A 25,804-nucleotide genomic window follows, 5' to 3' on the forward strand; every position below is an offset into this window, starting at 1 on the left:
TCTTTAGAATGTGTGTATTACTGTGGCTTGCGGTCCTTGTGTTTCCAACGTTTATGCGTCCATAAATAAAACTCGGGCGCTGCTACTATTTGAGCTTCAACTTTTCTTAAAAAGATATCAGTAAGCTCATAATTAGGAATCCCTTGAGTAGATTCGGCTATAATTTCAAACTCGGCTTCATAATAACCTCTTTTCACCTTACTAACTTTCAAATAAATTACTGCCATATCTAGCTTTTTGGACAAATATTCAACTCCAGTATACACAGGAACTTCAACACCCATAAATGGTGCCCAATGTGTTTTTGGCTTAACCATTGGTGATTGATCACTCACGAATCCATAAACTACCTTTTTACCTATTTGACTGTTGTGCTCTATAATTGCTGAACTTTCGCTGGTGTGTATTAAATGCGTATTAAATTTAGAACGTATTGTGCCTACCAAACGATCAAAGTAAATATTATTAATTTTTTTATAGATACCGTAACCCTCATATGTTATTTTTGAATTCATCAAAATAACCCATTCATAACTGGCATAATGAGCCAACATCATAGCAATACTTTTACCTTTTTTCTCTAAGTCTAAGTAGGCTTCTAGATTTTTAAACACCATTCGCTTTTCCATTTCCTTTTTAGAAATCGATAACGTTTTGACCATTTCAAGAAACATATCGCACATATGCTCGTACGATTTTTTTTCAATTACCGCTCGTTCCTCTTTGGACAAATGCGGCAAGGCAAGGGCAATATTATCACGAACCACTTTTCGACGATATCGAGCCACATGATAGATGACAAAACATATCGCATCCGAAAGTAGGTATAACAGTCGAAACGGTAACAATGAAATAATTAAAATAAGCGGATAAACTAATATATAGAGGAGAAGTTGCATTGATTTTTATAAAGCTAGAATAGTATTGATTTAATATCTTTGCAAATATAAACAATTACAATGCAAGACGAAATAGTAAAAGCATACGAGGTCATTAAAGAAGGAGGTATTATCCTCTATCCTACCGATACGGTTTGGGGAATAGGCTGCGATGCTACCAATGCAGAGGCTGTTGCCAAAATTTATAAATTGAAGCAAAGAGCTGAAACGCAAAGTATGATTGTCCTGATGAACGGAGAAAAGATGATCTACAATGTATTTAAAGAGGTACCAGAAGTAGCTTGGCAGATTATGGATTTCTCTGAAAATCCCACTACTTTAGTGCTTGATAATCCAAGAAATGTGGCTCCAAATTTAATCGCGTCTGATAAAACACTAGGAATCCGCATCATCAAGGAACCTTTTTGCTTTAAATTATTGGAGCGAATGAAAAAACCGCTTGTTTCGACCTCAGCAAATATTTCAGGCCAACCTACGCCTAAAAGTTTTAAAGAAATAAGTCCTGAAATTATAAAGGGTGTAGACTATGTTGTAAATTTGCATAAGGATAAAATAGCTGGAAAACCTTCAACAATAATCAAGTTGACAAATGATTCTCAAGTAAAAGTGATAAGAAAGTAACTTTTTACCGCAAATTCGCAAATTAATTTTTTTAATTGAATGGAAGAATACATTTATAAAGACGAAAATTATACGATAGTAGGAATTCTATTTGAAGTACATAAGAATCTCGGAAAAGGATTTTCTGAAATTGTCTATAAAGATGCTATTGAGTATGAATTTCAACAAAAAAACATACCCTATCAGCGAGAAAAAGAGTTTGCTGTTAACTACAAAGAAACAACTCTAAAACATAAGTTTTATGCAGATTTTGTTGTTTACGATAAAATAATTCTTGAAATAAAAACTGTGGATTGTTTTAATAATAGTCACTATAACCAATGTTTAAATTACTTAAAAGTCTCTAAAAACAAATTGGCAATTCTAGCTAATTTCAATTTAGTTTCATTAGAGTACAAACGCATAATAGATTCAAAAAAATAATTTGCGAATTTGCGGTAAAAATTATGAATTACAAAGAAGCCTTACATAATCCTATATTTAAAATCATTTCCCAAGCCTCTCAAGAACTGAATGTTGACAGCTATGTAATTGGCGGTTTTGTGAGAGATCTAATTCTAGGTCGAACTTTTAAAAAAGATATCGATGTGGTCGCAGTAGGAAGCGGAATCGAATTAGCTTTAAAAGTATCTAAACTCCTACCTAACAAACCCAAAGTACAAGTTTTTAAAAACTATGGTACCGCTATGCTGCGTTTTGAAGATACTGAAATCGAATTTGTAGGTGCTCGTAAAGAGTCCTATCATTTTGAAAGCAGGAATCCTGTGGTCGAAAATGGTACACTTCAAGATGATCAAGATCGTCGAGACTTTACCATAAACGCCTTAGCAATCTCTTTGAATAGCAAAAACTACGGGGAATTGCTTGATCCTTTTGATGGACTTGCAGACATTGAAAAAAAGATTTTAAAAACACCTCTTGATCCTGATATTACTTATTCAGATGATCCATTGCGTATGATGCGTGCCATTCGTTTTGCGAATCAACTTAATTTTGAAATCGAAGAAAATTCGCTTCAATCAATCACTAAAAACGCAGAGCGAATCAAAATCATTTCAGGAGAGCGCATTGTTGATGAATTAAACAAAATACTCTCGACTGACACACCATCAATTGGGTTTTTACTTTTATATAAAACTGGACTTCTCGATATTCTTTTGCCAGAGCTTACTGCTTTAAACAATGTAGAAGAAATAGAAGGACAAACACATAAAAATAATTTTTACCATACACTAGAAGTAGTCGATAACATCTGTCCAAATACGGATGATGTTTGGCTGCGATGGTCCGCTTTACTGCATGACATAGGAAAAGCGCCTACCAAACGCTTTAACAAAAAGCAAGGCTGGACTTTTCACGGTCATGAATTTTTAGGTGGAAAAATGGTAAAGAAAATTTTTGAACGCTTGCATATGCCATTGAATCACAAAATGAAATTTGTTCAAAAAATGGTCATCATGAGCTCGCGCCCTATTGTTTTATCTCAAGATACAGTTACGGATTCAGCGGTACGTCGCTTAGTATTTGACGCTGGCGAAGATGTTGAAAATTTAATGACACTTTGCGAGGCAGATATCACCACTAAAAATCCGTCTAAATTCAAAAAATACCATAATAACTTTAATATTGTTCGCAAGAAAATCGTTGAAGTAGAGGAACGAGATCATGTCCGTCAATTTCAACCTCCTATTTCGGGAGAGGAGATTATGGCGGTTTATAATTTACAACCTTGTAGAGAAATTGGAATATTAAAAGAAGCGATAAAAGAAGCGATATTAGAAGGTGATATTCCAAACGAATACCAAGCAGCTTATGATTTCATGGTTATCAAAGCAGAGAAGTTAGGATTAAAGAAAGTTTAACTTTTGTGCATTTTATTTCCCAGTCTAAAACAGATAATTTTACATAAAAATAGTTCCAGTGAAAAAGTACTTTTTAAAATCGGCTCAAATAGCATTAGTCCTTGTATACCTTGTAATTTTTGCGGGCGCATTCGTAAGACTTACAGGCTCTGGAATGGGTTGTCCTGACTGGCCTAAATGCTTTGGATACTACATTCCGCCTACCGAGCAAAGCGAACTGTTATTTACGGCTGGAAAAGAATATGATAAAGGACAAGTGATTATAAAAGACGAGGCTCTTTTAGTTGCAAAGACGGACTTTGTTGCGAAAACGGAATTTGACCATGCCAATTGGGATAAATATACCAAGCACGACTATGCGATCTTCAACCCTTTACATACTTGGGTGGAATACATCAATCGTTTGGTGGGTGCATTGGCTGGTATTGCGTGCGTGATTACATTTGCCCTATCATTTGGATATTGGAAAGAAAAGAAAAAGCTAATTCTCTTGACTTTTTTCATCTGTGTATTGATGGGATTCCAAGCATGGCTGGGGAAAACCGTGGTCGATTCTGTTTTAAATCCATTTAAAATTACAACCCATATGTTGGCAGCGCTTTTGATTGTTGCTTTTCAATTGATTGTGATCTACGCGGTACAAAAAGACAGAAAGCCATTTCTAAACAATCAAAAATTCAATTGGATTTTGATTGGATCATTAGCACTAACAATCATCCAAATCGTTTTAGGAACAACTGTTCGTGAGCATGTTGACCACATATCAGAAACTGGTGCTCCCGAAATCATGTGGCTTCAAAACCCGACGATTGCCTTTTATATCCATCGTTCCTTTTCTATCATTGTGCTACTTACAAACCTATATTTATTCTCTTTAAATCGTAAATTAGTGCTGGGTTTCACAAAACTAAATTGGGTTATATTTCTACTATTTATTGAGATTTTATCCGGAATAAGTATGTACTATTTTGATTTCCCTTTTGGAACACAAACCATTCATGTGGTCTTGGCAACACTTTTATTTGGAATTCAATTTTATTTAATTTTAGAAGCTAAAAGCAAAAAGGTATTTTTGTAACGCATTTATACAACTGACTATATTGTCGCATTTCCTCGTTCATTAACTTAAAATGTCAAAACTTGCTGCTCAAGATAAATTTCTTGACTTATCAGATTACGGAAGGTCTTTTGGGACTCTGCTCGCTAATCTATTAAAAAACACACGCTTTACTCCTATTCATGTTACATTACTTTTTGGTGTTTCTGGGTTATTAGCTATTTACTGTATTTTAGAAAACCACTACTATTTAGCCGGGTTTTTTATCATTCTAAAATCAGGTATTGATGCTGCCGACGGTGAATTAGCCCGAATTAAAAACACGCCTTCTTATACCGGACGCTATTTAGATAGTGTGTTTGATATTATTCTGAATTTTCTTTTTTTGCTGACTATTTGGTACGTAACTGAAACTTCGATTATAATGACCTTAGGCGCTTTTTTTTGTATCCAATTGCAAGGAACGCTATACAACTACTATTATGTGATTTTGAGAAATAAATCGGTTGGAGGTGATACAACTAGTAAAATTTTTGAATACAAGTCACCAAAAGCACTAGGTAATGAGAGCCAAAAAGCGGTTAATGTTTTATTCAATATTTATACCGTGGTGTACGGCGGTTTTGATAAAATAATCCACTTAATGGATAGCAATGCATACAAAGTAAAAACGTTTCCCAACTGGTTTATGACAGTTGTTTCTCTCTATGGTCTAGGTTTTCAATTACTGATTATTGCCGTAATGCTAGCCCTTAATTTAGTAGCCTACATTATACCGTTCTTTATAGGGTATTCGATTTTAATCTTTGTTTTAATTGCTATTAGAAAAACAGTTTTTAAGATTAAAAGCTAGATAATCAGAAGTAAAATCTGAAAATACTGAAACATTTCCCGAAAAAGCTGTAACAGTTTTCGCATTATATAGTGGCATCTTTGTAGAAGACATTTAGTAATCATTAAATCTATACATTATGCCAAATTCAGAAGAAATTAAAGGAAACTGGAATGAACTTAAAGGAAATTTAAAACAAAAATTTGCTGAACTCACTGATGACGACTTGCTATTCGAAGAAGGTCAAGACGACGAAATGTGGGGTAAATTGCAACAGAAATTAGGTAAAACTAAAAAAGAGATTTTGTCCTTATTTGAATAAATTCGAGTAATTTAATCAAAACAGCCGCTTCAATTATTTTTAAAATGATTGAGGCGGCTGTATTTTTAGACTTATTTATTTACTAAGCCAATCTTTAAAGTGTACTACTTTTTCTCGACTTACAATGACCTCATCCTCTTTATACGATGGCAAAATCACTTTCAATCTCGAGTTACTGTACACTACAATTTCCTTAATTGCTCTCAAAGGGACGATAAACTTGCGGCTAATGCGATAAAAATCCTTTGCATCTAGTTCTTGCTCTAAGACCTCTAGAGTAGTCTCGATCAGATAATCTCTATTATCGAAAGTGTGAATATAAGTTCCTTTATTTTCGCTGTAAAAACATTCAATTTCTTCTACTGCAATGACCTTTAAATGCTGGCCTATTTTTACCGTAAATCGTTTTTTAAATTCCTTTTCAAAAGGATTCGCAAGCATTTTCTTTATTTCGTCAAAATCAAGTTGTAGTTTCTCTTGCTTGGGTAATCGCTCCTTAAATTTGGCAACTGCCAACTCTAAATCATCTTCATCTATTGGTTTCAAAAGATAATCAACACTGTTTAATTTAAAAGCACGCAAAGCAAACTCATCGTAAGCCGTTGTAAAGATAATTGCGCTTTTAATTTCGACTTTTTCAAAAATTTCAAAAGACAACCCATCTGATAATTGAATATCTAAAAAGATCAAGTCTGGATGCTCGTTTGTCGAAAACCAGTCTACAGCTTCTTCGACAGAGTGTAGCATCACTCCTACTTCGATATTTAATTTTTCTAATTTTCTTTGCAATAATCTTGCAGCTGGTTTTTCGTCTTCGATTATGATTGTGGTCATAGGTGCGTTATTTGTTTATTCTAAGTGGTTTGCAGTGAAAAAATTCACTATTCCCACTTGTTAGTTTTGTCCTTATCCATAAACTCTTGTATTTTTTTTTGCTCCCAGTCTGACCCAAAAAATAAATCTCGCCCAAAAACTGACATTCCATGTGCTACTAAACCAATACCCCAAAATATCGTAGTATCCCATGTTTCCCAGCTCCAAAAATTACGAGGATTAAGAAAAAGTTCTCCATTAGTTCTAACAAATATGCCACTTGCATTTACAAGTAAATATATCAGTGCATGAATATAAAATCCTTTTATTCTTTTGACACGCTTGTACGCTAAGTTATATAATTCGTCAGGACTGTTGCCTTCTTCTTGGTAATTGTCAAACATTCTTCTTCTATATCGTCCCATCTTGTTTACTTATTAGTTGTTTCCTGTTTTATACCTTTTCTCTTCTTCTTCCTTAGCCATGAATTCTTTGATCTTTTGTTCTTCCCAATCCTGAGAAAAAAAAGGCATGTAATTAAACACCTTCAAACCATGAATTACAACTCCAATTCCCCATCCAAACAGTGGCCAATAAAACCATAAATGATTAGGTGATGTCCATAAATTTAGTGCTAAAAGCCCTAGGTTTACCAAAATATAAGATGCTAAATTACCATAAAACCCCTTTATTTCCTCAACTCTTTTTTTAGCATTATAAAATCGTTGTTCGTCTTGATCTATGTTTTTCATGATTACTTCCATTTATTATTAGTTGAATTTTTTTCTAAAATTTCTTTTATTTTTCGTTCCTCCCAATTGGAGCTGTACCCAAAAACTTGTAGCGCATGCATCGTCAAACCAAATCCCCATCCTATAGCCGAAAACCAAAACCAGTGAAAGTGAGGCGAAAATTTTAGGTTTATAAAAATTAAGAACGGTATCACGCAACAATAAGAAATTAAGTTTCCATAAAACCCCTTTAGTTCTTCTACTCTTTTCTTCGCTTTAAAATAAGCGTTGTTTTCATTGTAATTTGATGTTGTTTCCATAACAGTAGTTTGTTTCGTTAAAATAGGTATTTTGACCGTAAATGTTTTTTCATTTTGTTCTATCATCACTTTTCGTCGCGTGATTATCGCATAGCGATTAATAATATTTTGTAATCCTACCCCTTGCCTATCTTGTAGCACTTCCTTTTTTTGAAAGTCGTTTTGAATAACTAAAAATCCGTTTTCGATATAAATCCGAATTTGTAATGGTTTTTGAGCACTGATTACATTGTGTTTTACTGCATTTTCTAATAAAAGCTGTAAGGACAGCGGCACTACTTTGGCTTCAGGATCAGGATTCACTACTTGCAACTCATAATCCAAGCTGTCTTCAAAACGCATTTTTAATAGATTCATATAGGTTTTGGCGAAAGCCAATTCTTCCTCAATCGAGACTAGCTCTTTGTCTTTTTGTTCCAAAACGTAGCGATATACCTTTGACAATGAGGTGGTGAACCGTTGTGCATTATCTGGGTTTTCTTCTATGAGAGAACTTAATACGTTGAGGCTATTGAATAAAAAATGAGGATCAATTTGGTTTTTTAAGCTTTCGAATTTGGCATTTGCAGTCCCAGCAATTATTTTCTGTTCTTTTATCCTGTTCTCGTTATAGGCTTTGTAAAACGAAATTGCATAAATCGATAGCGTAACAAAAAAGGTGATTATTATTGCGGGTAGGTAATTGATTGGTCGCTCCGTGGCTAAGAATTCTTCAAAAGATCTTTTGCTGTATAGCACTTCTTCAAAAACGTGCATTAAAAAAATAACTATTAGAGATACAATAAATGTTCCTACAAAACCAACTACTATTCTCTTTATTGAGAATCTATCGATAAAAATTGAATCTAGCTTTCGAAACAAATAATAATTTGCGCCATACAATGAAAAAGTATAGAGAGCTGTAAAAACAAAGTGCACGAATAACTGTGGTCCAAAAGAAACTTTACTTCCTTGAATTATATTTACAAGTTGAATTACGACAAATACAATTAAAGTTAATTTTAAGGCTCTTCTAAGTTCTTTATTTCCTGTATGCATTACTACTAATTTTTTAATTTTTCGAACTAAGCCAACAAAAGTTTACTATATCGAATTTGTTATTTGTTATTTGCATTTAGCTTGTGCTGCCAATGCTCTATCTAATCCCCAAGTTGGTGAAAAAGCCGTTTCGGGTTTAAAAGTAGCAAAAAGTCCAATAGCTTTTTCTATCTGCGCACACATCGGTTTCGTGTCGGTTCCCCAAAACTGCGCTGCTCCAATTTCAAACTCAGCTTTACCAAAAACAACTCTTGGATTGTTTGGCGCTATTGCTGCTGCTTGACCGTATAGCTCCATTACTGCTCCCGACAGTTTTTGTCCGTAAGTCATAGGATCAAAACTAATCCAAGCGGTATTGATCATGGCCTGCATCACTATAAGCTCGGCATTATTTTGATCTTTAGCTAATTCTAAACTCAATGCGTTTTGTGCTTTGGTTAGTAATAAGTTGATTTTTTCTTTATCCTTTGTACCAAAAGCAGTTGTTGTGTTTACCAAAGCTACATAATAATTTGGTAACCATTTGGTAGGTTCAGCAGCAGCTATTCTTTCGAATAAATCGGAAGCTTCAGTACTTTTACCTTCTTTCCAAAGTCCGAATGCTTTTCCCATTCCTTGTTCGTATTGTCCTGGAGTTGCTGGAGCAATTGCTTGTTGGCCTTGAGCCGAAATAAAAGTGATCATAAATACGGTGAATGCAGTGATTAATTTTGTCATGATTTCTTGGTTTAAGATTGATTAATTATTTTGTGATGATTGAAACGTTATTTATTTATAGTTCAAAAGTAATCCCGTTATAGCTCTAAATAAATTTAACAGTACTGAACTGTCGGTTTTTGAGGATGAATTGCTTAGTAAGTCAAAATTGGTAAAGTTGAAGGTCATAAAGCCAGCACTATCACTTTATAAACTTAAAGACTTTTAGGCTTGAGACTTATTATAAGTTTTTCAACTGATTGTCTTTTTTATCTTTACTTATTGTCCAAAAGAAACCAACAAAAAAGAAACGATCAGCGGTTGGGATTATCTCTTTACGATTGTAAAAACCATTACTATCCGGATTTCGAGCATAATCGTACCCAAAAACATTTTGAGTTCCTAATACATTAGATACCGAGAAATATAAAATCTTTTGCTGACTGATTAAGTAGGCCCAATTAAAACTTAGGTTGTTGTAGGCCTTCGTTTTTCCGTTCATAAATTGGGTTTCGTTTGGGTTATTGTAGGGACGACCTGAGCTAAAGGAATTCGTAAAACCAATTTGAGAACGCCAATCAGTAATGAAATATTTGGTAACCAATGACAAAGAATGATCTGCTACAAAGCTAGGTGTGGCTGCCGTTGGGAAATTCCTGTACTCTCTTTTGGTATCGATATACGAATAGGAAAGCCAATATTCTAAATTCTTTATGGACTTTCCATCGCGCCAAAACAAATCCAATCCCTTGGCATAGCCCGATCCATTATTTGTAAACAGGGAGTTGAAAGCAATCGAAGGGGTATCGTATGTTACTAAATTAGCATAGGCTTTATAATAGGTTTCGGCTCTAAAAGTTTGACTGTCCTTACTGTATTGAAAATTAAGAATATAATGCGACGCTCGCTCACTTTCGAACTGATGCCATTTTGAATATTTGATATAATCTACACTTGGACTTTGCAAAAAATCTCCGTAAGCTAGCGAAAACTGACTGTTTTTTGACACTTTATACGCCATCGAAATTCTTGGCGCTACAGCCGTTTCATCAAGTAAGTTATTATACGAAGCTCGTAAACCGACTTTAGCAGCTACTTTTTTCGAAAACAAAATATCTGCCTCCGTAAAAACCGCACCAATAGCGGAATTATACCCCGTATTAGCTGCTGTACCTAAATTAGGTTTGAAATTTTCGTCGAATTTAGTGATGAAATAATCACTTCCAAAAGACAGTTTAAAATAATTAGAAAAGTTCTTTTTTAGTTTTAATTTTAAATGTGCCGCATTCTCATCGTTTACTACATTATCTAAATCAAGCCCTATTTGGTTCTTACTGTAACCGTAACTTAAACCCGTAACCACTTGCCATCCGGTTCCAAAACGCCCATTGTATGACGTATTGAAATAAAAGTTGTCATTGTTGATTCCAACTCTTATTTTGTTAGGTGTATTTATGTTGTCTTGATTGATATCCAATTTTGAAGAATCAAAAGCAGCGTAAACTTTTAAGATTCCGTTATTGAAGTTATACCGATAAACCGATTCACCTGACAAAGACTGAAAAGGTTTGTTCCAGTCCACATTTTGAGGAATAACGGCTTGATAGGGCGCTAGGTTTATGTAGGAAGCATTAATGCTTAGCGAGCTTTTATTCCATTTTTGGGTATTTCCTAGACCTAAACCTACAGTCATAAGAGAAATTTCGGTTTTGTTTTGATCTGGATTATCCGAAGTATTCAAAAGCAGTACACTCGAAAGCGCTTCGCCATATTCAGCTGAATAGCCTCCCGTTGAAAACGCAATTCCACTGAATAAAAAGGGAGAAAAACGCCCTCGCGTAGGCACATTGCCAATTGTCGCATTGTACGGTTGCGCTACGCGAATGCCGTCAACAAATGTTTGGGTTTCATTAGCCTCGCCACCGCGCACAAAAAGGCGTCCGTCCTCACCTACACTTTGGGTTCCTGGTAAGGTTTGTAGCGCGGCAATAATGTTACCTGCTGAACCTGCAGTTGTTACTATATCTAATGGTTTTAAAACAGCTACTCGCGCTTTATCGCCAGTTTCCATGGTTCCTGCAGAGATAACAACGGCATCGAGCGTATTGCTACTTTCTCTTAAAACAATCGTTTGGTTTTTAAAATCAGTAACGTTAATAACTGTTCTTGTGGTTTCATATACTAAAAAGCTTGCCACCAATGTTTGCTGTCCAACTGCCGTGGTTGTAAATAAAAATTGTCCATTTTCATCAGTAGTTGCCCCGTCGTAAGTACCGTCAATGTAGATGTTGGCTCCTGCGATAGGTTTCCCTTTTTTGTCGACTGTTTTTCCTGAAAGGGTCGATTGGGCAAAAACCGCTGAAGCAAAAAGTAAAATGGTAAAGGTAAAAAGTGATTTCATTTGGTTTGATTTTGATTGTCCAAAAGTAATAGCAAACCAACTCTCGTGAAATTTAATGAAACTAAACTGTTGAATTAAGAGGATGAGTTGTTGCACTTTTAATTTTAGATTATATTTACAACGAATCGTGCTAGTTTACTGCCTTCGTTTGCATGAGGGATAGTAGTGGAAATCCTTTTATGAGGCTTGTAGCCGAAAAAAAGATTGAAACGGATAGCGCGACCGACCCCGATGGCTATCGGGGTTGCGGAGGGCATGCCCAAAATAAAATTAGAAAATGAAGACTGAAAAAGATAAAATGATTGCTGGAGAATACTACAATTCAGGAGATGCGACATTACTAAAAGACCGCCGCCGTGCCAAGAATTTATTGCACCGATTGAATGTGACGGAGTACCGAATTACGAAAAAAGCGAGAGAAATCATTACCGAATTGATTGCAAACGCAGGCTCTAATTTGTATATCGAACCGCCATTTCATTGTGATTACGGCTACAATATCGTTTGTGGCGACAATGTATATTTTAATGTGAACTGCGTTGTGCTGGACTCTGCTCCGGTTACGATAGGCTCAAATGTGTTTTTTGCGCCAAATGTGCAGTTGTACACGGCTACGCATCCGTTGGAGGCTGATTTGCGACGAACACTAGAAAATGCACTACCAATAACAATAGGAGATGATTGCTGGATAGGTGGCAATACGGTGCTGTGTCCCGGAGTTACGATAGGAAAAGGATCAGTTATAGGTGCTGGCTCAGTGGTTACGAAGGATATTCCTGAAAATGTGCTTGCTGTGGGCAATCCAGCAAAAGTGATTCGGAGGTTGAATAATTAATGATATAGAAAACTAAAATGTGCTATATTTGTTATCCAATGTTCAACTTAAATAAAAGATAATGAAAAAGCTTAAAGTACTCTTAATTTTGGCATTAGTTGTCATGGCTAATTCGGTTTCGGCACAATCTACATTTGATAAATGGCCCGCAATAAAAGAATTTCATGATGTAATGTCAGCCACCTTTCATCCTGCTGAGGAAGGAAATTTAGCTCCTATAAAAGCACGATCAGAAGAAATGATGACCAAAGCTGCTGCTTTATTGACCGCTCCCAAGCCTGCAGAATTTAAAACAAAAGCAATCCTAGAAGCTAGTGAAAAATTAAAATTACAAAGTATTGGTTTGAATGCTCTAATTATGGGTAATGGATCTAATGAAAGCATTGTGAAAGAACTAACTGAAATGCATGATGTGTTTCATGAAATAGTAGGACTTTGTTCAGAGTCAAAAAAATAATAGTAAAGCCTAATCAGTTGATTAGGCTTTTTTGATGCTTTATGTTGCCAAATAATCATTCATAAATTACTACTATTTCGTTTAAAAAAAGCGATGAGATTCAAGTTGGTAAGATTAGCCATTGGCTGTTCGAAAAGAATTTTTAAGAGAAAATCTTATCAACAAAACGCAATTCCAAAAGTAAAATCTAAAATTAAATTTTACCTTTGACCTCTCATTAAAAACAAAGATTATGGTTTACAAATTCAGAGTTATTCTAGATGCCGAAGAAGATATTTTTAGAGATATCGCGATACTTGCTGAAGACACTTTAGAAGACTTACACAATGCGATCTTCAATTCATTTGGATTTGACGGTATGGAAGTGGCCTCTTTTTACACTTGTGATGAAACTTGGAATCAGGAAGATGAAATTTCGCTTTTTGACACCGGAGATGTTCTAGGTGAACAAAAAATAATGAGCGATTATAAATTATCGGACATTTTAGACGACGAGAATACAAAGATTATCTACGTTTATGATTTTATCAATATGTGGACATTCCTTGTTGAACTTGCTGCTATCGAAGAGGAAGAAGCGGGTAATTTTTATCCTGAAACTTTGTTTTCACATGGTGAAATGCCTGATGAAGCCATGGAAAAAAACTTTGAAGCTGATAATGCCGATGACTATGCCAACGATTATGAAGATGGATTAGATGAAGATGATCTAGATATGTTCGAAGGTGATGATAGTTTTGAGGATTATGGGTTTGAGGAGAATTGGAATTAGACTTAGAACAGTTTCAGAGCTACATAGCTTCAAAGTCACAAAGTAGATAAGAATATATGGGAACCTTCAGAGACTTATTAATTTGGCAGAAAGCAATGTTAGTTGTAACTGATATTTATGCAGTAACTAATAATTTCCCTAAATCTGAAATCTATTCTCTCACCTCGCAGTTGAGGCGAAGTGCAATTTCAATTCCAAGCAACATAGCCGAAGGTTATGGTCGACATGGAAACAAAGATTATTTAAAATTTTTGAATATAGCTATTGCGTCGTTATTTGAAATGCAAACGCAAATAGAAATTGCATACAATTTAAAATATATAGACCAAACACAATTTAACAAATTATACGAAGACAGTAGGGAAATTGAAAGAATGATAAGTGCTTTTTCGCGGAAAATAAAAACAACTTTATAATTGAATTTATTCTGCACAGCGAAACCACTTTGAAACTCTGGAACTCTGATACTTTGAAACTTTGAAACTAATAAACAAATGATCAACCTATTTAACACGCACATCGAGACGCTTTCTATCCACAGAGTGGGAAACAAAAGCCGTAACGAAGCTATTTTTTTATCAGAACAACCTTTTAGTCTTAATGACGAAATTGTTCCATTGATGAAGGAATTTTTCTTGAAACCTTTTAGAGAGAAAGAAGAAAACTACTATCAGTTTGCTCATGAAGTCGATTTAGACTACAACGACATGTTTAAATATGCATCTGAAATTTTTGATAATCCATCTGCTTTGCATGAAACGTCAAAAAAAATCACGAAGCATTTGTTTGAGCAATCGAACCATCCACATATCAAAAACGGAGAAGTTTATGTTACTTATTTAACAAATGTAAACATTGATAATAATCCAGTAGACGCTATCGGAATTTTTAAAAGTGAATTACAAGCCGACTTTTTACAGTTTGAAGAGAAAGGAACACACCTAGAAATGATTTTACAACAAGGGGTAAACTTGAGTAAATTAGACAAAGGTTGTATCATTTTTAATCACAAAAAAGAGGAAGGTTATAAAATCCTAACTGTTGACAGTAACCGTTATGATGCTCGTTATTGGTTAGAACACTTCCTATCAGTAGATGCTTTTGAGGATGAAAATTTTATTACTAAAAAGTATTTGAAATTTTGTCAAAACTTTGCCAAAGACGTTGTTTTTCCTGCTGAAGACAAGAAAGAAGAAGTAATGTTCATGAACCGATCGGTAAATTATTTTGCAAAGAACGATCAATTCGAAGAAACTAACTTTTTGAATGAAGTCTTAGACAATCCTGATTTGATTCCGGAGTTTAAAAACTATAAAGTCGATAAAGGTGAGAAATACAGTATCGAAGATGTAACATCATTTCCTATTGCAAACGCAGCCGTATCTGATGCGCGTAAGTCTATTAAAAATGTAATCAACTTGGATACTAATATTCAGATCAAGATGGATTTTATCAATCCTGAAAGTGCTGAGAAATATGTTGAAAAAGGCTGGGACGAGGAAAAACAAATGTATTATTACCTAGTTTACTTCAATAAAGAAGAAAAAAACTAATTCATAAAAACCATTTTGTATTAACTACACTAGTAATAACTTCAATCCCCAATTAAAATTTAATTGGGGATTTTTTTGTATCTTTCATAGACCTGTAACGCTGGTTTATTTGTAAATTTGCAGCCACATTTCCCTACCATGAACATCAATATATTCAAAGAAAGTCCATTTAAAACGCTGATTTCTTTTCACAAACTCATTGAGTCTATGGAAAGCATTGCCGAATCTGATGTTGATTATCGTTCTAATTACGCCAAAGCGCTACTTGCTAAAATTGAGCCGATCCCTGAGTTCAGGACAGGAATTTCTGACTTGTCGACAATAGAGCAACACAGGGATCTAATTCGTAATTTACTTGCTGATTTATTCCCTACAGCTTTAACCAATAATGAAATTAAGGCTGTTACCATTCCTTTTCAAAACCTAACATTTAATTTTACGGAAAGGTTTAAAACAATTCTAAAAGACGCTGGAGATTCTTTCGACATGACAATTAGGGATTTTAGCAGTGACGAATTTTATATCATGAGCTGTATACTAATTCTTAACACTTGCTACAAGCAACATTTCGATATTAGCAGACCTCTTTTCTATGACATTCCTGATGCTAATGGTATCCACAAACATTTTCGAATTTTATATAACGTAGATTTTATAGAGATAATGCCCACTGATAAAGCAGTAGCATTAACTAAAGAAGACATTGAATTACTTCGGGATAATTATGACAATATAAATTTGTGGAAAGAAAAATTTCCGCAAGACAGTTGGATTTTAAAGGGATTTGGAATTGTAACGTTATTTAATGCAACTGTCGAAAGTGCCGTTTCAAATTTAAAAAGCAGTTTACTAAAAACGGAGCAGCAGCAAAACGAAATCGACGAAAATACCCAAGATATTTTTAGATCTATTTTTAAAATTCCTGATCTAAGGGTGGGTCTAATTATGTACAATAAGGAAGACAACAAGTTTACCAAGCCACCATTTAATAGTAATGCTATAGAAAGCTTTATTTTGAACGATAATGAGGAAATTAATTGTGAGAACACAACTTTTGGATGCTCTCTCAAAAACATTTTAGAGTCTAAAAAGCCGTTTAGCATTTCGAATGTAACGACTTTTGGACTGACCGAAAGCAATCAAGGATTTGCACAGCATTTACTATCACAAGGCATTCAAAGCTGCATTTTGGCACCTGTCATAAAAGGCAACAAACTTTTAGGTATAATGGAATTAGTTTCGTCTCAAATAGGCGAACTTAATTCACTAAATGCAAACAACTTAGACTTAATATTACCTTACATAGTTGATACATTAGAACGATACAATAGTGACTTAAAAAATCAAGTCGAAGCCATAATTCAGAGAGAATATACTGCTATTCATTCTAGTGTGTATTGGAAATTTAAAACAGAAGTCGACAAGTATTTGCAAAATAATGTATCTAATAAAGAATACATTTTTAAAGAAATAGTTTTCAAGGAATTATATCCTCTTTACGGACAGATTGATATTAAAAGCTCCTCCGAGCATCGAAATGAAACCGTTAAAACGGATTTAATTCAACAATTAGAGCGCCTATTGGAAATTTTTAAAACTTTAAAAACAACTAATGAACTTTCTATCATAGAGCAAAGAAAGTTTGAAATGCATTCCTATATCACCAGTTTAGAGACCGAATTACAAGCAGATACCGAACAACAGATTCAAAATTATATTAAAAATCAAATACATCCTATTATAACCACTTATCAGGATGACCAGGAAATTTTGCCGTTAATTTCTGCATATTTTAATGACTTAGATCCAAAAACAGCGCTATTTTATCATTCTAGGAAAAAGTTTGATGATGCTATGTCTATTATCAATAAAAAAATGTCCAGCATTATAGATCGAGAGCAAGTTGCGGCACAAACTATTTTTCCGCATTATTTTGAACGTTTCAAAACCGATGGTGTCGAGCACAACATGTACATAGGCGCCTCTATAACACCTACACAGCCTTTTGATTTACTTTATTTAAATAATTTGAGGTTATGGCAATTACAAACAATGTGTAAAATGGAGTTGGAACATCATCAACTTAAATCAGCTTTACCTTATAATCTAGATGTGACATCATTAATTCTTGTTTTTAGCTCTCCAATTTCTATCCGTTTCAGAATGGATGAAAAGCGATTTGATGTAGATGGAACTTACAATGCGCGCTATGAAGTCGTAAAAAAACGCATCGATAAAGCACATATTAAAGGTACTCAAGAACGAATTACACAATCAGAAAAAATAACCATTGTTTATTCTCATACATTTGAGCAAGCTGAGTACTTAAAATATATTAAGTTTCTACAATTCAAAAAAATATTAGAACCTGAAATTGAACAATTTGACGTCGAGGAATTGCAAGGAGTCTCTGGTTTAAAAGCAATTAGAATAAAAGTTGCTAATGCAAAAGAGCAAATCTCTGATAAAAAATATTCGTATCAAGAACTATTAGATGAACTAAACTAAATACTTGAAGAGTTGAACGCTATGACAAAAGCTATCACCGAAACAATAAGCCCTACCATAAATATATTGTAGGTAATTCGTAATAGTTTATACTTTCTTTCTAGAACAATACCTAAAAAATACAAATCCTTTATCATGGAATTGTATAGGTATTTATTGTCTTTCATCATTTCATTTACAGCCCATTCGTACTCTTCCAGAGGCATCTTATAAAAGTTACCAAAAAACAAAAGGTTCACTTTTTTATCTTCAATATCTTGCCTCGTAAAAACTCCTTTTGTGACCTTAGGTCTTGTAGAAAGGATAGCGAAAATAATAGACACCACACTAAATATCAAAAGAATAAAAGTAGGAATAATTAAGTGCGAATTCCTAGGACTATCTAATTTTGGAATAATAGATGATAAAGCAATTGAAATTATAATCGCATTAACCGATAACAAAATATTTGCTTTACTATCAGCAATTCCGCTTAGTCGCGTATGATTACTCAAGGTCACTCTAAACAAAGTATCGATTCCTCTGTCAGGCTTTATTGTTTTAGATTTCTTTTTCTTACCTTTTTCAACCCTTGAAATACTATTATTTTTCACTTCTAATTTTTCTATTTTCTCTTGGATCAAACGGATATTTTTTTGTTTCAACGGTTCCCAATGTGTTTTTGCGTAAGCAGTGTAATAGATATGATTGTCTTTTAAAACCTTTAAATTCTCCTTTGCCCACTCTAAATCACTAAATTCTAAATTACGCATTATACGCCATTCCTCTCTTAGCAATTCACAACAATCAAAATAATCCTTGGATGCAAAATGATGGTAATCGGCATCTCTAATTACTTTGGCGAGAACTGTAGTAGGAATATGATCGTAAGTTGTAGCTTCGATTACATCGCAAACGGTAGAAATATATACAGCTGATTTCTCTTTTTCTTTTAAAAATTCAGTCACAATAGCTGCACTTGACTTCTCATGTTTATCGCATCCATTCGTGTAACCTGTATCATGAAACCAAGCTGCAATTAGCACCATCTCTAAATCTAATTCACTGAGATTTTCAGCAACAGCAAGCTTTTTTACCCCATTCACTACTTCAGAAGTATGACTGAAATTATGATAGGTATATGAAACAGAAAGATTATCTTTGAGTAAATTACAAACGAAAATTTCAGCTTGTTCTATTAGATTCATTAAATTTTTTTTACGCAACTAAAATATGAAATTGTTTCCAATTAATCGAATCTTCAAATGCAATATATCCCTTCTTTTCACTTTCTCAACCCTATTACTGCAATCATGCGCTACTAATCAGGTGCAACTTGGTAAAAACAATAAAAACTCGAATAGCGATAACGAAAGTAACAGCTCCAAAATTGCACATACCTTTTATTTAGTTGGTGATGCGGGTAACGCTGATCAAGTAAACAGCAAACTATTACTACAATCATTACAAGATAAACTAAGTAAAGCAGGAAAAAAAAGCACCTTACTTTTTCTAGGTGATAATGTATACCCAAAAGGAGTTCCTCCAGAGGAAGACAAAGCAAACTACGAGATTGCTTTAAACAAATTAAAAAATCAACTGCAAATCACAACTGGTTTTAAAGGAAAAACTGTTTTTATCCCAGGGAACCACGACTGGTACAGTGGGATTAAAGGTTTAGAAAGACAAGAGAAAATTGTCCAAACCTATTTAGACGAAAAGAAAGCGTTTTCGCCACGTAACGGTTGTGCAATCGAGGATGAAGCTGTCTCTGACAACATTTGCTTAGTTACGATAGACAGTCAATGGTTTCTAGAGGATTGGGATAAATCACCCACAATAAATGATGATTGCCCTATAAAAAGTCGAGAAGCTTTTTTTGAAGAATTAGAAAGCGTACTAACTAAAAATAAAGACAAAATAGTTTTCATTGCGATGCACCATCCTTTAATGAGTAATGGTACTCACGGAGGACAATTCTCGCTTAGAAAACAACTTTTCCCTTTAGAACAAAACATACCATTACCAGTTGTGGGATCAATCATTAACCTGGTAAGAAAAACATCTGGAATTAGCCCGCAAGATTTACAAAATAAACAATACAACACGTACGCAAAGCGTATAAAAACTATTTTACAAAGTCATAACAATGTAGTAGTCTTTTCGGGACACGATCATAATTTACAATACGTTGAGAAAGAAAATATTAAGCAAATAATTAGCGGTGCTGGGTCTAAATCTGAGGCAGCAAGAGCAATAAATGAAAATGATTTCTCCTATGGTAAAAATGGTTACGCAATAGTAGATGTCTACGAAAGCGGCGAAACCAATGTTTCTTTTTTTGGTAGAGAAGCCAAAGAAACGCAACTACTATTTAAAAAAAGAATATTTTTTCCTAAAAAAGAAGTAGTGATTACCTATCCTGACACGATCAAATCTACCATTAAAAGTGCGGTCTATACTCCTGAAATGATCAAAAAAAGTGGTTTTTACCGTTTGCTTTTCGGAACTCATTACAGAGCCTACTACGGGTTACCCATCAATGTTAAAACTGTTAGACTCGACACCATTTACGGTGGCTTAACCCCTGTAAGAGCGGGAGGAGGCCATCAATCAAGATCATTGCGATTAGTTGATTCTGTAGGCAAAGAATATGTCATGAGAGCTGTAAAAAAGAGCGTTGGCCGCTTTTTACAAAGCGTTGCTTTCAAGGATCAATATGTCGAGGACGATTTCAGGAATACCTATGCCGAAGGGTTCTTATATGACTTTTACACCACAGCTCATCCTTATGCCCCACTTGGAGTAGGTAATCTTGCCCAAGAAATAGGTGTTTTACATACTAATCCTGAGTTACTCTATATTCCTAAACAAAAAGGGTTAGTTGAATTTAATAATGAATTTGGTGATGAGCTATATTTAGTAGAAGAACGACCATCTGACGGACAAAAAGACCTCACAGCCTTCGGAAAACCGGATGCAATCCTAAGTACTGAAGATGTATTAGAAAACCTTCATAAAGATGAAAAATATGTTATCGATCAAGATGAATATATTAAAGCGAGGCTGTTTGACATACTTATAGGAGACTGGGACAGACATTATGATCAATGGCGCTGGGCTGAGTACAAAAAAGGAGATCAAGTAGTCTACAAACCAATCCCTCGAGATCGCGATCAAGCCTTTTCAAAATTTGATGGAGCACTGTTATCTGTTTTAATGAATATTCCGGCTTTACGACACATGCAAACCTTTAAGGAGGATATAAAAAACGTGAAGTGGTTTAATAGAGAAGCCTATTCTCTCGACCTTGCATTATTGAAAAATAGTACCGAAAAAGATTGGTTAACTCAAGCAAAGTATATTCAAGATCATTTATCTAATGAGACAATTGATCATGCCTTCGACAATATTCCTAAAGAGGTTCAGGATTATACGATTTCAAAAATTAAACTGAATTTAAAACAAAGGCGAGCGCAATTGCCTAAATATGCAGTTGCATACAACAAGGTACTTTTAAAAACGGCTATTATTGTTGGAACTAATAAAAAAGATAAATTTAGCATCAATCATCTCTCAAAAAACAACAGTATCGTTAGCGTTTATCGTATAAAAAAAGAAGGAGATGTGTTGTCGTACACTAAGGAATTGAACCATTCAAATACTAAACACATTTGGATTTATGGTTTAGATGATGATGATGAGTTTGAAATAACAGGAAGTTCAAAATCAAACTTCAACATTAAACTTATTGGGGGACAAAATAATGATATTTACACTGTCGCAAAAGGAAAAAAAACTCAAATAATTGATTTTAAATCGAAAGATAATACCTTCAATGTCGATTCTAAAACTAAAAAATTGTTGACTGATGATTACCTTACTAATTTATACGACTACAAAAAGCCAAAGTACAACGCTTTCTCTGGCATACCTACCATTGGCTTTAATCCTGATGATGGTTTAAAATTTATCGCAAGCGTAAACTATACCGTCAACCATTTTAAGCAAAGCCCTTACACTATGAAGCACATCCTTAAAGGGAATTATTATTTTGCTACAGGAGGGTTCGAATTATTATACAACTTACAAATACCTAAAATAATAGGACAGTGGAATCTAGATTTAGCCACACAGGTGACGAGTCCTAATTTTGCTATTAATTACTTTGGAGACGGTAATAATACAATTAATCCGCAGGAAGCAGAAGGAATGGACTATAACCGCGTTCGAATTAGAATTCTGAAAGCCGAACCTCAACTTAAAAAAATAGGACTTTACGGAAGTACAGTAGTTTTAAAAACGAGTTTCGAAAGTTATGATGTTGAACAAACGATGAATCGTTTTATTGCGATACCTGGCCAAGTATCACCCGATGTTTTTAACAGCCAACAATTTGCAGGAGCAAGTCTAAAATACAGTTTCGAAAATTATGACAATCCCTCCTTGCCTACTTTGGGTATGGGTTTTTCTATAGATGGAGGTTGGAAAATCAATTTAAAAGATACCAAGCGCAACTTTGCAACAATAGAGTCTAAGCTTAATTTTAACCATCGAATTGATTCAAAAGGAAAACTTATTGTGGCCACTTTATTGAAAGCGAAAGCCATTTTAAATAGTAATTATGAGTTTTATCAAGGGGCAAGTTTAGGAGGTGATTATGATCTAAGAGGTTTTAGAAACCAACGCTTTTTAGGTAATCAATCCTTTTTTCAATCAACTGACATAAGATACTCCTTAGGCAATATAAACAATAGCCTCGTGCCAATGTCTTTTGGTGTTTTTGGCGGCTATGACTACGGTAGAGTTTGGCTTGATGGAGAATCTTCAAATAAATGGCACCAATCAGTAGGTGGCGGCTTATGGCTAAACAGTTTAAATAAATTAACTGCTAGACTTACTTATTTTAAAAGTGCTGATGATGAGGCTCGTATTACCTTTGGCCTAGGGTTGGGTTTTTAATTGCTGCAAGGTAACTTCATAGACATTACCTCCAATTTTTTTGGTCTTTTCATCAGCTATTAGTAAAGTGGAGTTGTCCTTGAAACAAATTGCTTCTTTTTGTGAAAAGTGATTTAATTGAAATTCAGTTGCCTTCCCCGAAAGAAAATTATCTGAAATAAAATCGGTAAACAACCATACTTTAGCATGGCATAATAAAACTACGGTTGCTCCATCTGGACTAAGAGTTGCACTAGTTATAGCATTTTCTGAAAAACTGCCTCCCGTTTTAAATTTTCCAATTAATTGGGCTTGGTGAAAACCTGCCTTATTAGGAATTTTATAGAGAAAAGAGGTTCCGTCAAATGAACTGCTCCTATTTTTAGTAAAAAGGTAGAAATTATTTTTGTGCTCAAAAAATGCTTCTACATCATAAAATAACTCCTTCTTTTTAGGCGGAAACTTAGTCTGTTCCGGGTAAGCAAATGAGATTTTGTAGGTCGAAAAAGTTTCGGTTTTGCCCAAGGAATCTTTAGCTATTTTATAAATGCACAAATCTTTGCGTTCGTTGTCATTATTACCAAAATCTCCAACATATAAATTGCCTAGCTGGTCTTTAGTAATATCTTCCCAATCGACATTAGTTGCATCGACCACCTTGATACTGTGTTGAAGCTTACCTTCACTGTTCAAGCCATAAATAACATGATCATTACCGCTATCTTCCACAGCATAAAGAAGTTTTGACTTATCTGAAAAGATAATTCCAGAAACTTCCTTTAACTTTTTGGGTAAAGCAAAACGCTTAGTCAAAATGATAGACTCTTGTTTACATGAAAGTAAAGAAACTAACAATAATAGTAAAATGGGGAATCTCATTACTCTAGTTTATTTGTTATTAGAAATGCTGTTTACTAAATCATACCAATTAAAAACCAGGTTTGAATGGATTTGCATGTTTGTAGTTTCTAGTAATAAACTTAAATGCTGCACTTAATACATTACCCATTCGTTTCGCATTTTTAAAATTCATATCGTTAGTGTAACGGTATAAATCCATTTTAAGTTGTTCTATATGCTCTGGTGGAGCAATATTATCCTGACCCATAATTCTCAAAATTCTCTTGATACGGTTTTCAGCAGATATAATTCTTTTTGCTAGCGCAGCACGCTCTTCATTTTTATACTGCTCAATAGAACTATCTTGTAATTTTTCGCGAACTAGCTTAACCATTGGTAAGTTCTCTTTAAAAAACTGAGGTCTGTAAATCTTAAAATTCCCTTCATAGCACTGCTGATCAAAATCAATGGGGCGTATTTTATAAACCACTTGATCAAAATCGTGAATAGGAACTATTACATAATTGTAAGCTCTCATATCTCCCAAAAGTCTAATCATGCAACGTTCATTAAATTTAACGAACTCTTTGGCAATTTGCGCTTTCTCAGATTCTGTACAACTCGTTAAAAGCGTTTCCATAAATACATCACCCGGAATACCAATAATGTGCTCTTCGATCAATGTGTCCTCGTACACTAAAAAGTTTATTTTATCAGGAGATAAAATATGTTCTAATTCTAATCCATAAATACGAGAAGCATCAGCTTTTTTGACATAAAAATGGGTGTAATTATCATTTAGAATATTTCTCACTTTTACTCTAAAGGGTTTTGAATTCCCAAAGGTGCAGTAATCAATCGCATCGACATTCAAAAACTTAATAATATCTACATTACCATCTGAGTGAAGCAACGAGTATATTTTTTTAAGATTAAGGTCAATTTCATTTCTTTCAAACTCATTGTAAAAAACTCTTGCCCACAAGGTGTCCTGATCATTTTTATCATAAACATTAATAGCTCCTGAAAACCGCAGTAAATCATCATAACAAACTGAAACCTTGGAGATACGATCAAATCGTTCTAGGTAATCAAAAAGTAACTTGTTTATTGGATAAGATGGTTTTTTAAAAAGTATATTAGAATCACTCATGGTAAATAGTATAAAATGCAAATTTACGCCAATTTACAACCAAAAAAGAATAAATACCCAACTACTTATTTCCAAAAAAAAAGGATCAACTAACTTAAAATTATCATTTATAGATAGTAGTACTAAATTGAATTGCAAACCAACGATTAGTATTGTGCTAAAATTGTCCCGAATTTTAAAGCAAAAAAAAGCCAAGTTTACATATGATAGTAACAATTAGTACGATCACTCGTCTTACTTAAAACTAAAAGACAAAAATTTGGAAACAATACTTTCAATTAAAAACCTCAATAAACGTTACGGCAGTCTACAAGCACTGCAAGATGTTTCATTTGATATACAAAAAGGTCACGTTTACGGTATTTTAGGGCCGAATGGTAGTGGGAAATCAACAACATTAGGGATTGTTCTAAACGTAGTCAATAAAACCTCAGGCGAATACAGCTGGTTTGGTGGCAAAATAGAAACGCACGAAGCTCTAAAAAAAGTAGGGGCGATTATTGAAAGACCTAACTTTTATCCCTACATGACAGCGGTTGAGAATTTAAAATTAGTATGTAAAATCAAAAACATATCTTACGCTAAAATTGAAGAAAAACTAGAATTGGTGGGCTTACAAGAACGAAAAAACAGTAAGTTTAGTTCTTTTTCATTGGGTATGAAGCAACGATTAGCAATTGCATCTGCATTACTTAATGATCCCGAAATTTTAATTTTAGATGAACCTACTAATGGATTAGATCCGCAAGGAATTCATCAAATTAGAGATATTATAAAGAAAATTGCTTCACAAGGAACAACCATTTTACTTGCCTCTCACCTATTAGACGAAGTCGAAAAAGTTTGCTCTCATGTTTTAGTTTTAAGGAAAGGTCAAGTACTCTACGCAGGAAGCGTTCACGAAATGACTGCTAACGAAGGTTTTTTTGAACTACAGGCCGATGACAATGCAATTTTAAAGGCAGTGTTACTTAAACATCCTGCGGTGGATAGTATCAAAGAAGAAGAAAACAAGTTATACGTTTACCTAAATGCTGCACTTGAAGCTGCTGAACTAAACCGCTTTCTGTTTGAAAACAGCATCGTCCTTAGTTACTTAGTAAAACGTAAAAACAGTCTCGAAGAGCAATTTTTAGAATTGACAAACCAATCAAAATCAAATAATAAAAACTAA

General features: G+C 34.2%; 24 protein-coding genes. 14 read left to right on the top strand and 10 right to left on the bottom strand.

Annotated elements, in window-relative coordinates; all coding sequences use genetic code 11:
* Nucleotides 1–17: 17 nt before the first annotated feature.
* Nucleotides 18–899, bottom strand: coding sequence for a lysophospholipid acyltransferase family protein (locus ACZ2G0_RS14925; protein WP_470308304.1), 882 nt, complete (start codon nucleotides 897–899; stop codon nucleotides 18–20).
* Between the two features lie 60 nt (nucleotides 900–959).
* Between ACZ2G0_RS14925 and ACZ2G0_RS14930 the strand changes: the two genes are divergently transcribed.
* The 6 genes from ACZ2G0_RS14930 (at nucleotide 960) to ACZ2G0_RS14955 (ending at nucleotide 5,593) form a co-directional block, all read left to right on the top strand.
* The gene (locus ACZ2G0_RS14930) at nucleotides 960–1,520 is read left to right on the top strand and encodes an L-threonylcarbamoyladenylate synthase (protein ID WP_470308305.1); all 561 of its coding nucleotides are present in this window, start codon (nucleotides 960–962) and stop codon (nucleotides 1,518–1,520) included.
* Nucleotides 1,521–1,559: 39 nt separating this feature from the next.
* Entirely contained in the window at nucleotides 1,560–1,943 is a 384-nt protein-coding gene (locus tag ACZ2G0_RS14935; protein WP_470308306.1) for a GxxExxY protein, read from the top strand.
* 23 nt (nucleotides 1,944–1,966) lie between these two features.
* On the top strand, nucleotides 1,967–3,382 hold the full coding sequence (locus tag ACZ2G0_RS14940) for a CCA tRNA nucleotidyltransferase (RefSeq protein WP_470308307.1): 1,416 nt from the start codon (nucleotides 1,967–1,969) through the stop codon (nucleotides 3,380–3,382).
* 58 nt (nucleotides 3,383–3,440) lie between these two features.
* Nucleotides 3,441–4,460, top strand: a complete 1,020-nt coding sequence (locus ACZ2G0_RS14945; RefSeq protein WP_470308308.1) for a COX15/CtaA family protein — start codon at nucleotides 3,441–3,443, stop codon at nucleotides 4,458–4,460.
* A gap of 52 nt (nucleotides 4,461–4,512) precedes the next feature.
* Nucleotides 4,513–5,292 carry a CDP-alcohol phosphatidyltransferase family protein gene (locus ACZ2G0_RS14950; protein ID WP_470308309.1) on the top strand — a complete coding sequence of 260 codons (780 nt, stop codon included), beginning with the start codon at nucleotides 4,513–4,515 and terminating at the stop codon, nucleotides 5,290–5,292.
* A 118-nt stretch (nucleotides 5,293–5,410) separates the two neighbouring features.
* Complete coding sequence (locus tag ACZ2G0_RS14955; protein WP_470308310.1) at nucleotides 5,411–5,593, top strand: CsbD family protein; 183 nt, start codon at nucleotides 5,411–5,413, stop codon at nucleotides 5,591–5,593.
* Between the two features lie 75 nt (nucleotides 5,594–5,668).
* Here the strand turns inward: ACZ2G0_RS14955 and ACZ2G0_RS14960 are convergent, their stop codons facing one another.
* From ACZ2G0_RS14960 to ACZ2G0_RS14985, 6 genes are all read right to left on the bottom strand, one after another.
* Nucleotides 5,669–6,427: a LytR/AlgR family response regulator transcription factor gene (locus ACZ2G0_RS14960; protein ID WP_470308311.1), complete on the bottom strand. Its 759-nt coding sequence runs from the start codon at nucleotides 6,425–6,427 to the stop codon at nucleotides 5,669–5,671.
* A 47-nt stretch (nucleotides 6,428–6,474) separates the two neighbouring features.
* Nucleotides 6,475–6,831 carry a 2TM domain-containing protein gene (locus ACZ2G0_RS14965; RefSeq protein WP_470308312.1) on the bottom strand — a complete coding sequence of 119 codons (357 nt, stop codon included), beginning with the start codon at nucleotides 6,829–6,831 and terminating at the stop codon, nucleotides 6,475–6,477.
* A gap of 12 nt (nucleotides 6,832–6,843) precedes the next feature.
* Nucleotides 6,844–7,158: a 2TM domain-containing protein gene (locus ACZ2G0_RS14970; protein ID WP_470308313.1), complete on the bottom strand. Its 315-nt coding sequence runs from the start codon at nucleotides 7,156–7,158 to the stop codon at nucleotides 6,844–6,846.
* A 2-nt stretch (nucleotides 7,159–7,160) separates the two neighbouring features.
* The gene (locus tag ACZ2G0_RS14975; RefSeq protein WP_470308314.1) at nucleotides 7,161–8,495 is read right to left on the bottom strand and encodes a histidine kinase; all 1,335 of its coding nucleotides are present in this window, start codon (nucleotides 8,493–8,495) and stop codon (nucleotides 7,161–7,163) included.
* 66 nt (nucleotides 8,496–8,561) lie between these two features.
* The gene (locus ACZ2G0_RS14980; RefSeq protein WP_470308315.1) at nucleotides 8,562–9,212 is read right to left on the bottom strand and encodes a hypothetical protein; all 651 of its coding nucleotides are present in this window, start codon (nucleotides 9,210–9,212) and stop codon (nucleotides 8,562–8,564) included.
* Nucleotides 9,213–9,432: 220 nt separating this feature from the next.
* On the bottom strand, nucleotides 9,433–11,592 hold the full coding sequence (locus tag ACZ2G0_RS14985) for a TonB-dependent receptor (protein ID WP_470308316.1): 2,160 nt from the start codon (nucleotides 11,590–11,592) through the stop codon (nucleotides 9,433–9,435).
* Nucleotides 11,593–11,869: 277 nt separating this feature from the next.
* Here ACZ2G0_RS14985 and ACZ2G0_RS14990 point away from each other — a divergent pair, with 277 nt between their 5' ends.
* The 6 genes from ACZ2G0_RS14990 to ACZ2G0_RS15015 all read left to right on the top strand — a co-directional run bounded on the left by ACZ2G0_RS14990 (nucleotide 11,870) and on the right by ACZ2G0_RS15015 (nucleotide 17,717).
* Nucleotides 11,870–12,427 carry a sugar O-acetyltransferase gene (locus ACZ2G0_RS14990; protein WP_470308317.1) on the top strand — a complete coding sequence of 186 codons (558 nt, stop codon included), beginning with the start codon at nucleotides 11,870–11,872 and terminating at the stop codon, nucleotides 12,425–12,427.
* Nucleotides 12,428–12,488: 61 nt separating this feature from the next.
* The gene (locus tag ACZ2G0_RS14995; RefSeq protein ID WP_470308318.1) at nucleotides 12,489–12,884 is read left to right on the top strand and encodes a hypothetical protein; all 396 of its coding nucleotides are present in this window, start codon (nucleotides 12,489–12,491) and stop codon (nucleotides 12,882–12,884) included.
* A gap of 232 nt (nucleotides 12,885–13,116) precedes the next feature.
* A complete protein-coding gene (locus ACZ2G0_RS15000) occupies nucleotides 13,117–13,656 on the top strand; it encodes an IS1096 element passenger TnpR family protein (RefSeq protein ID WP_470308319.1) in 540 nt (179 codons plus the stop codon).
* A 56-nt stretch (nucleotides 13,657–13,712) separates the two neighbouring features.
* A complete protein-coding gene (locus ACZ2G0_RS15005; protein ID WP_470308320.1) occupies nucleotides 13,713–14,072 on the top strand; it encodes a four helix bundle protein in 360 nt (119 codons plus the stop codon).
* Between the two features lie 78 nt (nucleotides 14,073–14,150).
* Nucleotides 14,151–15,209, top strand: a complete 1,059-nt coding sequence (locus tag ACZ2G0_RS15010; RefSeq protein WP_470308321.1) for a nucleoid-associated protein — start codon at nucleotides 14,151–14,153, stop codon at nucleotides 15,207–15,209.
* 138 nt (nucleotides 15,210–15,347) lie between these two features.
* The gene (locus tag ACZ2G0_RS15015) at nucleotides 15,348–17,717 is read left to right on the top strand and encodes a GAF domain-containing protein (RefSeq protein WP_470308322.1); all 2,370 of its coding nucleotides are present in this window, start codon (nucleotides 15,348–15,350) and stop codon (nucleotides 17,715–17,717) included.
* On the opposite strand, the gene ACZ2G0_RS15020 is transcribed toward ACZ2G0_RS15015, so the two are convergent.
* Nucleotides 17,714–18,904: a Pycsar system effector family protein gene (locus ACZ2G0_RS15020; protein ID WP_470308323.1), complete on the bottom strand. Its 1,191-nt coding sequence runs from the start codon at nucleotides 18,902–18,904 to the stop codon at nucleotides 17,714–17,716. The two genes, ACZ2G0_RS15015 and ACZ2G0_RS15020, sit on opposite strands and share 4 nt — an antisense overlap.
* Before the next feature lie 25 nt (nucleotides 18,905–18,929).
* Here ACZ2G0_RS15020 and ACZ2G0_RS15025 point away from each other — a divergent pair, with 25 nt between their 5' ends.
* On the top strand, nucleotides 18,930–22,658 hold the full coding sequence (locus ACZ2G0_RS15025; RefSeq protein WP_470308324.1) for a metallophosphoesterase: 3,729 nt from the start codon (nucleotides 18,930–18,932) through the stop codon (nucleotides 22,656–22,658).
* On the opposite strand, the gene ACZ2G0_RS15030 is transcribed toward ACZ2G0_RS15025, so the two are convergent.
* Together ACZ2G0_RS15030 and ACZ2G0_RS15035 are read right to left on the bottom strand one after the other, a co-directional pair.
* Nucleotides 22,641–23,516, bottom strand: a complete 876-nt coding sequence (locus ACZ2G0_RS15030) for a hypothetical protein (RefSeq protein ID WP_470308325.1) — start codon at nucleotides 23,514–23,516, stop codon at nucleotides 22,641–22,643. The two genes, ACZ2G0_RS15025 and ACZ2G0_RS15030, sit on opposite strands and share 18 nt — an antisense overlap.
* Before the next feature lie 49 nt (nucleotides 23,517–23,565).
* The gene (locus ACZ2G0_RS15035; RefSeq protein ID WP_470308326.1) at nucleotides 23,566–24,630 is read right to left on the bottom strand and encodes a hypothetical protein; all 1,065 of its coding nucleotides are present in this window, start codon (nucleotides 24,628–24,630) and stop codon (nucleotides 23,566–23,568) included.
* A 259-nt stretch (nucleotides 24,631–24,889) separates the two neighbouring features.
* On the opposite strand from ACZ2G0_RS15035, the gene ACZ2G0_RS15040 reads away from it, so the two are divergent.
* The gene (locus ACZ2G0_RS15040; RefSeq protein ID WP_470308327.1) at nucleotides 24,890–25,804 is read left to right on the top strand and encodes an ABC transporter ATP-binding protein; all 915 of its coding nucleotides are present in this window, start codon (nucleotides 24,890–24,892) and stop codon (nucleotides 25,802–25,804) included.

The organism is Flavobacterium sp. KKT103 (genome assembly GCF_055640565.1).

Bases quoted from the DNA above. Each gene is read 5' to 3' on its own strand.
- ACZ2G0_RS15010 (WP_470308321.1), top strand. From the start codon at position 14,151: ATGATCAACCTATTTAACACGCACATCGAGACGCTTTCTATCCACAGA.
- ACZ2G0_RS14985 (WP_470308316.1), bottom strand. From the start codon at position 11,592: ATGAAATCACTTTTTACCTTTACCATTTTACTTTTTGCTTCAGCGGTT.
- ACZ2G0_RS15005 (WP_470308320.1), top strand. From the start codon at position 13,713: ATGGGAACCTTCAGAGACTTATTAATTTGGCAGAAAGCAATGTTAGTT.
- ACZ2G0_RS14950 (WP_470308309.1), top strand. From the start codon at position 4,513: ATGTCAAAACTTGCTGCTCAAGATAAATTTCTTGACTTATCAGATTAC.
- ACZ2G0_RS14940 (WP_470308307.1), top strand. From the start codon at position 1,967: ATGAATTACAAAGAAGCCTTACATAATCCTATATTTAAAATCATTTCC.
- ACZ2G0_RS15015 (WP_470308322.1), top strand. From the start codon at position 15,348: ATGAACATCAATATATTCAAAGAAAGTCCATTTAAAACGCTGATTTCT.
- ACZ2G0_RS15030 (WP_470308325.1), bottom strand. From the start codon at position 23,516: ATGAGATTCCCCATTTTACTATTATTGTTAGTTTCTTTACTTTCATGT.
- ACZ2G0_RS14930 (WP_470308305.1), top strand. From the start codon at position 960: ATGCAAGACGAAATAGTAAAAGCATACGAGGTCATTAAAGAAGGAGGT.
- ACZ2G0_RS14965 (WP_470308312.1), bottom strand. From the start codon at position 6,831: ATGGGACGATATAGAAGAAGAATGTTTGACAATTACCAAGAAGAAGGC.
- ACZ2G0_RS14935 (WP_470308306.1), top strand. From the start codon at position 1,560: ATGGAAGAATACATTTATAAAGACGAAAATTATACGATAGTAGGAATT.
- ACZ2G0_RS15020 (WP_470308323.1), bottom strand. From the start codon at position 18,904: ATGAATCTAATAGAACAAGCTGAAATTTTCGTTTGTAATTTACTCAAA.
- ACZ2G0_RS14980 (WP_470308315.1), bottom strand. From the start codon at position 9,212: ATGACAAAATTAATCACTGCATTCACCGTATTTATGATCACTTTTATT.
- ACZ2G0_RS15000 (WP_470308319.1), top strand. From the start codon at position 13,117: ATGGTTTACAAATTCAGAGTTATTCTAGATGCCGAAGAAGATATTTTT.
- ACZ2G0_RS14960 (WP_470308311.1), bottom strand. From the start codon at position 6,427: ATGACCACAATCATAATCGAAGACGAAAAACCAGCTGCAAGATTATTG.
- ACZ2G0_RS14990 (WP_470308317.1), top strand. From the start codon at position 11,870: ATGAAGACTGAAAAAGATAAAATGATTGCTGGAGAATACTACAATTCA.
- ACZ2G0_RS14970 (WP_470308313.1), bottom strand. From the start codon at position 7,158: ATGAAAAACATAGATCAAGACGAACAACGATTTTATAATGCTAAAAAA.
- ACZ2G0_RS14925 (WP_470308304.1), bottom strand. From the start codon at position 899: ATGCAACTTCTCCTCTATATATTAGTTTATCCGCTTATTTTAATTATT.
- ACZ2G0_RS15035 (WP_470308326.1), bottom strand. From the start codon at position 24,630: ATGAGTGATTCTAATATACTTTTTAAAAAACCATCTTATCCAATAAAC.
- ACZ2G0_RS14975 (WP_470308314.1), bottom strand. From the start codon at position 8,495: ATGCATACAGGAAATAAAGAACTTAGAAGAGCCTTAAAATTAACTTTA.
- ACZ2G0_RS14995 (WP_470308318.1), top strand. From the start codon at position 12,489: ATGAAAAAGCTTAAAGTACTCTTAATTTTGGCATTAGTTGTCATGGCT.
- ACZ2G0_RS15025 (WP_470308324.1), top strand. From the start codon at position 18,930: ATGAAATTGTTTCCAATTAATCGAATCTTCAAATGCAATATATCCCTT.
- ACZ2G0_RS14955 (WP_470308310.1), top strand. From the start codon at position 5,411: ATGCCAAATTCAGAAGAAATTAAAGGAAACTGGAATGAACTTAAAGGA.